Raw genomic sequence first — 7,019 nt, 5'->3', positions numbered from 1 at the left:
ACAAAACTATAGGAACACCCAATGACTAGGTGGGGGAGGCGTGCGACAATGGTGGGCGTTGTGTTGTCCGCGCTAAGGAGTTGCCATGTTGTTGTGCCCCGTTTGCCATGATCCGTTGGTGGACGACGAGCGCGGTGCTGCGTGCGCGGGCGGACATCGATTTGACCGTGCGCGCGAGGGCTATCTGTATCTGCTGCGCTCGTCCAAGAGCGGCGACTCCATGGGCGATCCCAAGTCGCAGGCGCGCAGTCGTCGCGACTTTCTTAACCGCGGCTACTACGCGCCGTTGCGCGATGCGATGGTCGAGCTGGTGCGCGAGCAGGTGTCTGGACGTGCAGCGACTGCGAATGGCCCCATGACGCTGCTCGATATTTGCTGCGGCGAGGGCTACTACACCAGTGCCATGGGTGCGGTGCCGGGCGTGGATGCTTATGGGTTCGACCTGGGCAAAGAGATGGTGCGTCTGGCCGCCAAGCGCGGCGATGCGACCTACTTCGTGGCCAACATGAAGGACATCCCCGTGGCCGATGGCACCTTCGATATGGTGACCGAGCTCTTTGCTCCCTTTAACGAGCGTGAGTTTGCTCGCGTGCTGGCACCCGAGGGGTCGCTCTATACCGTTATACCGGGTGCCCGTCATCTCTTTGGGCTCAAGGAGGTGCTCTACGACACGCCATATCTCAACGATGAGAAGTTGCCGCAGACAACCGAGCTCGAGTTGGTTGGCACGAAACGGGTGTCTGCGAACATTACGCTCCAGACGCAGACCGATATCGAGGCGGTGTTTCAGATGACGCCGTACTACTACCGCACGCGCCCTGCCGACAAAGAGCGCTTGGCAAACCTGGACACCCTTCAGACCGATATCGACTTCATCATCGCCGAGTACCGCCACTAACCTACCAAAAAGGGACAGGTTTATTTTGGCAGGGTTTATCTGGGCAAACGTAAAGGGCCGACCGCGTTGCTGCGCGATCGGCCCTTTTTAGCTGCTTGATAGCAGGGGTTATGGGAGGCAGGTGCCTACAGGCGGTCCTTGTTTTCGGCCTTAATGTCGTGTGCCTGCTGAATAAAGAACAGGTCGTACACCACGATGACAAAGGCGCCATAGTTGATGGCGTCGCCGCCAAACGCGGGGAGCGTGAGCACAGCCTGCGCAATCGTGGCGATTGCGGCGACGATGCCGAGCTTAAACGCGCCGCCTACCTGCGAAGGCTTGTTGGCGCCCTTGATGCCCGCAACGCCCGCGGCGAGATCGATGAGGCCCTTGGCGACAAGCACGACCGTGGCGAGCATGGCGTACGGCCCGTAGGTGGACTCGAACTTGCCGGTCGCGATGCCGGCGATTCCAATGACGAGACTGGCGATGCCCAGAACAAAATAAATCAGGGCAAGGATTTTGAGAGTCTTGCGAGTGAAACTCATGGCTGGTCCTTTCGATACGAGTACGTCAACCTGGCGCACCCCATGTGCTGCACATATGATGAAGCACATTGTAGTTCAACGGGGCGATGCATGCGTTTGAAAGCGTCTCTTGCCTGTACGGTCCAACCTTTCAAAAAGGAAAGCTGGACGTAAGCCAAATCGATGGCAGCTCATGTGCGGCGCTGCGATGATGAGGATGTAACAAGGAGTTGGTCTAAGGAGGAGCCATGATGTACGGAACAGGGCAGGCGCGCGAGCCGCAATCGTTGGGAAGGCGCATGAGCGATTCTGTGATCGCTGCCGTGTGCACGGGATTGATGGCGGTGCTTTGCATTGGGATGCTGTGGGCCATGTCGCATGTGGGACAATAGCGGACGATTGGGTGCCGACACATGCGGCGCTCACGTATCCGCTTTGCTTGCTAAGGAGTACCCATGGGCGTCGTCGATCCCTTTTCTGTTGCTCGGGCCGCGGGGCTTGAGCTGATCGGGAAGCCCGAGGGCCTCACGCTCACCGACGGTGCGATGGAGCTGCGTGCCGATTTTGCCCGTATGCTCCCACGGCTCAAGCAGGGTCGTCTGCAGCAAGAGCTGTTGGTGAAGGCTGCACGCACAAAAGGTATCGAGAACCCCTGGGCGATTGACGCCACGGCAGGCTTTGGCGAGGATTCGCTGCTGTTGGCCGCTGTGGGCTTTACCGTCGATTTGTATGAACAGGATTGCGTGATCGCGGCGCTCCTTCAGGATGCCCTGGATCGCGCGGCAGATGATCCGGCGCTTGCGGCTGCCGTGGCGCGCATGCGCTTACATGCGGGCGAGGACAGTGTTGCCGGCCTTCGCCATGCGGCTGAGCTGGTCGAGCGTGGTGAGCTCGCGGCTCCCGATGTGGTGTATCTGGATCCCATGTTTCCCGAGCGCACCAAGAGTGCGGCGGTCAAAAAGAAGTTCCAACTCCTGCACCATTTGGAGCAGCCGTGCGCCGATGAGGAGACGCTGGTTAAAGCTGCGCTTGCAGTGCGGCCGCGCAAGGTCGTTATCAAGCGGCCGGTGAAGGGGCCGCTGCTTGCCGGCGTTAAGCCGAGCTATCAGCTTGCGGGCAAGGCCGTCCGCTACGATGTTTTGGTGCCGCCGCGCCCGTAGCCTGCGTGCGATGGCCGGCGATGTGTCGGTGCCGTGCCGCTGCGTGAGCGTCGCGCCGATGCGGCGCCTATTTCCAAGGGTGCGACGTCAGGTGCCACCCGCCGCAGTATTCACATTTGTAGCAGGCCAAGCCACGTCGTCCACGGTTTTCGCAGTCGGCCATAACGGCCTCGGCCTCGGCGCGTGTGTCGTAGCGGTTTTTGCGCTCGCACGACTTGTAGCGCCAAGCCTCATCGCGCTCGGCGTCCAGGGCATCGCGGCGCTCGTCCTCGCGCGCAAACAGGTCGCTCATATCGCCGCCGGTGGCAGCGCCCAAAAACTCGCTTTTGGCCTTTGACCAGGCGGCTCGCTTTTTGCTTCCCATCTGCTTCATGCCCTTTCCAAACGCTGGTATCATTGCCCAATCAAAGTGATACCAATAAACGTGAGGTCGCCGCGTGATGATCAGAAAAACCCTCGATACCGACATTCCCGCCGTCATGGCTATCTATGACGCCGCCCGCGCCTTTATGCGCGCGCATGGCAACGCCACACAGTGGCCCGAGGGCACGCCTTCGGCCGAGCAGCTGGCTGCCGATATCGCCGCCGGTGGCAGCTATGTGTGCGAAGTCGACGGTCGCGTGGTGGCGACGTTTGCCTTTTTGCCGGGCCCGGACGAGTGCTATGACGTCATCGAGGACGGTCAGTGGCGTAGCGACACTCCGTACGCCGTACTGCACCGCGTGGCGTCCGACGGCACCGTGCACGGTATCGCGGCCGCGATGTTTGCCTTTGCCAAGGCGCGCGCTGACCACCTGCGTATCGACACGCACGCGGACAACCTGCCCATGCAGGGCGCGAGCATGAAGGCGGGGTTCGAGCGCGCCGGCGTCGTGTATGTGTCGGACGGCACGCCGCGTGTTGCGTTCGACTGGCTGCGCGAGGCATAAGGGCCGAGTCGCATACCAGCGTTTCATCGAAATGAAAATGGCCCCGCGTGGGGCCATTTTTGGTAAAACGCGTCGTTGTGGGACTCGCATTGTTACCGCCCCAGATGAATCCGGGCAGACAAAAAGGGGAGGTGCCGGCTTTCGCAAGGCGCGAACCTACGAAAATCGCCGCGCGGCAACGCGGGGCGATGAGCTCGGTCGGGGGATAGGGCCCGCTTCGCCCACCGGCCCGTAAATTGTATCATCCAGTGTGGAGCGTGAACGCCCGTTGCCGCGTGCGATGGGCTTGCAATAAGAGGAAGCCATGTCGAAGCAAGCGGTCGTTGGAATCTTGGCGCATGTCGATGCCGGCAAGACCACGTTGGCCGAGGCCATGCTGTTCAACGCGGGCCGCATTCGCAAGCGTGGCCGCGTGGACGATGGCGATTCGCATCTGGACACTAACAAGATCGAGCGCGAGCGCGGCATCACGATTTTCTCGTCGCAGGCCGTGCTCGACCACGGCGATACCCACGTCATGCTCGTGGATGCTCCCGGCCATGTCGATTTTTCTGCCGAGGCGGAGCGCACACTGCGTGCCCTGGACTACGCGATTCTGGTGGTGGGCGCCAACGATGGCGTGCAGGGGCACACCGAAACCCTGTGGCGCCTGCTTGCACGCTATGACATCCCGACGTTCATCTTCATCAACAAGATCGATTTGGAGAATCCCGGCCGCGATGTTTTGCTGGCACAACTCGGGCAGCGTCTTTCCGAGGGCTGCCTGGATGCCAACGAGCTGCTGGCGGGCGGCGCCGTTCAGGAGGACGCTGCTGCGTTGGACGAAGCGGCGCTCGAGGAGTTTCTTGAAGCGGGTGAGCTTTCTGTCGCAACGCTGTCGCGCATGGTTGCCGAGCGCAAGCTCTTTCCCTGCTTTGCCGGCTCGGCGCTCAAGGACCAAGGCGTTGACGAGCTACTGGATGGTATATGCGCGCTGATGCGTGAGCAGGCGTGGCTCCCGGAGTTTGCCGCGCGCGTCTATCGTGTCAGCCGCCGGGATCGTGGCGAGCGCTTGGCTTGGGTTAAAGTGACCGGCGGCACGCTGCGCGCAAAACAGATGATCAGCGGGCATTCCAGTGCCGAGGCGTGGGAACAGAAGGTCGATCAGGTACGCATCTATAACGGCGAGAAGTATGAGCTTGCCCAAGAAGTTGCTGCTGGCGGTATTTGCGCCGTGACGGGTCTTGCGCACGTTCGCCCAGGGGACGCCCTGGGCACGGAGCCCGCGGGCGATGCGCCCGTCATCGCTCCGGTCCTCACCTATACGGTGCTGCCGGGCGAACACGACGTTCATGCGGTGTTTAAAGCGCTGAGTGAGTTGGCGGACGAAGATCCCATGCTCGGCGTAAGCTGGAATACGCATCTTGAGCAGATCCATTTGCAGTTGATGGGCGCCGTGCAACTCGAGGTCGTGCAGCGGGTGTTGGCCGATCGCTTTGGCCTTTCGGTTGCGTTTGAGCCCGGCGGCATTCTCTATAAGGAGACTATTTCGCGGCCGGTCGAGGGCGTGGGCCACTTTGAGCCGCTGCGCCACTATGCCGAGGTGCATCTGCGCCTGGAGCCGTTGCCGGCGGGTTCGGGTGTGCAGTTTGGCACCGTGACCTCGACCGACGAGCTCGATCTTAACTGGCAGCGTTTGGCACTCACCAACGCTATGGAGCGCGACCACCTGGGCGTGCTGACGGGCTCGCCCATCACCGATGTGCGCATTACGCTCACGGGCGGCCGCGCGCATGCCAAACACACCGAGGGCGGCGATTTTCGCCAGGCCACGTATCGCGCGATTCGCCAGGGTTTGATGCAGGCGCGCGAGGTCGGCGCAGACGTGTTGCTGGAGCCGTGGTACCACTTTGAGCTCGAGGTGCCGGGGGAGTGCGTGGGCCGGGCGTTGTCAGATGCCACACGCATGGGTGCCGAGTACGAGCCGCCGACGATGGCGGGAGACCGAGCGAAGCTTGTGGGTCGCGTACCGGCATCCGAGGTGCAGGATTACGCGCTGGAGGTGGCTGCCTACACGAGCGGGCGCGGTCATCTGTACCTGGAGTTCGCCGGTTATGCGGCTTGCCATGATGGCGAGCGCGTAATCGAGGCTGCCGCCTACGAGCCCGAGGCCGATCTGCCCAACACGCCCGACTCGGTCTTTTGCTCTCATGGCGCCGGCTACACGGTCAAATGGTATGACGTGCCCGCCGCAGCGCACGTAAAGATCGATCCCGCCACCTTCCGTCCCTGGCGAGCAGCAGACGCCGAGTTTTTCGGCCACATGTGACAAAGGGACAGCCCCTTTGTCACATGCTATTGGTATAACTCAGTATATGTTGGTATAACTGTTACCAGGGTTTGCCAATCCGAGGAGGCCGATATGAATCCAAATCCCTTTAAGCCCACAGCTGGTAAGCGGCCTCCGATACTCATCGGTCGCGAGTCGGTCATCGAAGATTTTGAGGAAGGGCTCGACAACGGCGCCGGAGCGCCGGGCAGGCTCATGCTCATTACGGGAAACCGCGGCTGTGGCAAAACGGTTCTCCTGCGGGAGCTGCAACGTCTAGCCAGCGAGCGCGGATGGGCGGTTGTCTCCGATTCCGCTTCGCTTGGTTTGTGCGACCGCTTGGCCGACGCGCTTCGCTCGAATAAACCCGTTGTGACGTCAATGGAGTTTGGGCCGTCGTTTGGCCGGATGTCGGTCGAGGCGGCGCGGGCAAAAGGCGAGACATTGCGAGGGCTGGTCAACGAGCGTCTCAAGAAGCTCGGTCCGGGCAAGGGCGTCTTGTTTGCGATTGACGAGGCACAATCGGTGTCTATCGAGGAACTGGCGGCTCTTGCCGTCCTCTATCAGCAGGTGCTCGGAGACCAGGATGCCACGGGCTTGCCCGATAGCGACCAGCGCGGTCTTGCGCTGGCGTTCGCCGGCTTGCCCAGTATGGTTGACGATCTGCTCGAAGAGCCGAGCGTGACGTTTTTGCGGCGTGCCCAGCAGCGTACGTTGGGGGCAATATCTTTGCCCAAAGTGCGCGATTCGTATATCCAGACGGTCAAAGACGCTGGTCTTTACGTTGACGCGGAGACGGCGGACCTTGCGGCGCGCAAGAGCATGGGGCATCCCTATATGGTTCAGCTGGTGGGCTATTACATGTGGCGGTCTGCTGTCCGGCGTGGCTCGCAAGTCATCGAAAGGCGCGATGTCGAGAATGGCCATGCGGATGCCGTCTCCGAGTTCTACGAAGCGGTTGACGCACCTCTGTATTACGGTCTGCGCAGCCCTCAGCGCCTCTTTATCGAGGCTATGGCGGTTGACGAGGACAAGCCGACGCGCACGGCGGATATCATTGAGCGCTGCGACCGTACCCAGAGCTGGGCGAGTAAATATCGCGCAAGCCTGATTCGCGAGCGCGTCATCGAGGCCGCCGGATACGGCCTTGTGCGGTTTACCGTGCCCATGCTGGGCGAGTATATCCGCGACCGCGTTTTATGGCATGAGTAGGGTGAT

The 7,019-nt window shown here is 61.3% G+C and carries 8 protein-coding genes; 6 read left to right on the top strand and 2 right to left on the bottom strand.

The annotated features are described in order from the left end of the window. Nucleotides 1–85 precede the first annotated feature (85 nt). Nucleotides 86–898, top strand: a complete 813-nt coding sequence (locus DW850_RS08945; RefSeq protein ID WP_117786865.1) for a putative RNA methyltransferase — start codon at nt 86–88, stop codon at nt 896–898. Nucleotides 899–1,023: 125 nt separating this feature from the next. On the opposite strand, the gene DW850_RS08940 is transcribed toward DW850_RS08945, so the two are convergent. Next, complete coding sequence (locus DW850_RS08940; RefSeq protein ID WP_117786864.1) at nt 1,024–1,425, bottom strand: hypothetical protein; 402 nt, start codon at nt 1,423–1,425, stop codon at nt 1,024–1,026. A 227-nt stretch (nt 1,426–1,652) separates the two neighbouring features. Here DW850_RS08940 and DW850_RS10215 point away from each other — a divergent pair, with 227 nt between their 5' ends. Both DW850_RS10215 and DW850_RS08935 read left to right on the top strand, forming a co-directional pair. Then, a complete protein-coding gene (locus tag DW850_RS10215; RefSeq protein WP_158549061.1) occupies nt 1,653–1,796 on the top strand; it encodes a hypothetical protein in 144 nt (47 codons plus the stop codon). Nucleotides 1,797–1,859: 63 nt separating this feature from the next. Further along, nucleotides 1,860–2,564, top strand: a complete 705-nt coding sequence (locus tag DW850_RS08935) for a class I SAM-dependent methyltransferase (RefSeq protein ID WP_117786863.1) — start codon at nt 1,860–1,862, stop codon at nt 2,562–2,564. Between the two features lie 67 nt (nt 2,565–2,631). Here the strand turns inward: DW850_RS08935 and DW850_RS08930 are convergent, their stop codons facing one another. Continuing rightward, nucleotides 2,632–2,937: a hypothetical protein gene (locus tag DW850_RS08930; protein WP_233540653.1), complete on the bottom strand. Its 306-nt coding sequence runs from the start codon at nt 2,935–2,937 to the stop codon at nt 2,632–2,634. Nucleotides 2,938–3,004: 67 nt separating this feature from the next. On the opposite strand from DW850_RS08930, the gene DW850_RS08925 reads away from it, so the two are divergent. From DW850_RS08925 to DW850_RS08915, 3 genes are all read left to right on the top strand, one after another. Then, nucleotides 3,005–3,493, top strand: a complete 489-nt coding sequence (locus tag DW850_RS08925; RefSeq protein ID WP_117716525.1) for an N-acetyltransferase — start codon at nt 3,005–3,007, stop codon at nt 3,491–3,493. A 304-nt stretch (nt 3,494–3,797) separates the two neighbouring features. Then, nucleotides 3,798–5,801, top strand: a complete 2,004-nt coding sequence (locus tag DW850_RS08920; protein WP_117786862.1) for a translation factor GTPase family protein — start codon at nt 3,798–3,800, stop codon at nt 5,799–5,801. A gap of 93 nt (nt 5,802–5,894) precedes the next feature. After that, the gene (locus DW850_RS08915) at nt 5,895–7,013 is read left to right on the top strand and encodes an AAA family ATPase (protein WP_089572898.1); all 1,119 of its coding nucleotides are present in this window, start codon (nt 5,895–5,897) and stop codon (nt 7,011–7,013) included. Nucleotides 7,014–7,019: the final 6 nt, after the last annotated feature.

Source organism: Collinsella sp. AM36-4AA, from assembly GCF_003467795.1.
Classification (GTDB): domain Bacteria; phylum Actinomycetota; class Coriobacteriia; order Coriobacteriales; family Coriobacteriaceae; genus Collinsella.
This window is presented reverse-complemented; position numbering and strand designations above follow the sequence as displayed.

Coding starts and splice junctions, on each gene's coding strand:
- DW850_RS08925 (WP_117716525.1), top strand. CDS start 3,005: ATGATCAGAAAAACCCTCGATACCGACATTCCCGCCGTCATGGCTATC.
- DW850_RS10215 (WP_158549061.1), top strand. CDS start 1,653: ATGATGTACGGAACAGGGCAGGCGCGCGAGCCGCAATCGTTGGGAAGG.
- DW850_RS08945 (WP_117786865.1), top strand. CDS start 86: ATGTTGTTGTGCCCCGTTTGCCATGATCCGTTGGTGGACGACGAGCGC.
- DW850_RS08930 (WP_233540653.1), bottom strand. CDS start 2,937: ATGAAGCAGATGGGAAGCAAAAAGCGAGCCGCCTGGTCAAAGGCCAAA.
- DW850_RS08940 (WP_117786864.1), bottom strand. CDS start 1,425: ATGAGTTTCACTCGCAAGACTCTCAAAATCCTTGCCCTGATTTATTTT.
- DW850_RS08915 (WP_089572898.1), top strand. CDS start 5,895: ATGAATCCAAATCCCTTTAAGCCCACAGCTGGTAAGCGGCCTCCGATA.
- DW850_RS08920 (WP_117786862.1), top strand. CDS start 3,798: ATGTCGAAGCAAGCGGTCGTTGGAATCTTGGCGCATGTCGATGCCGGC.
- DW850_RS08935 (WP_117786863.1), top strand. CDS start 1,860: ATGGGCGTCGTCGATCCCTTTTCTGTTGCTCGGGCCGCGGGGCTTGAG.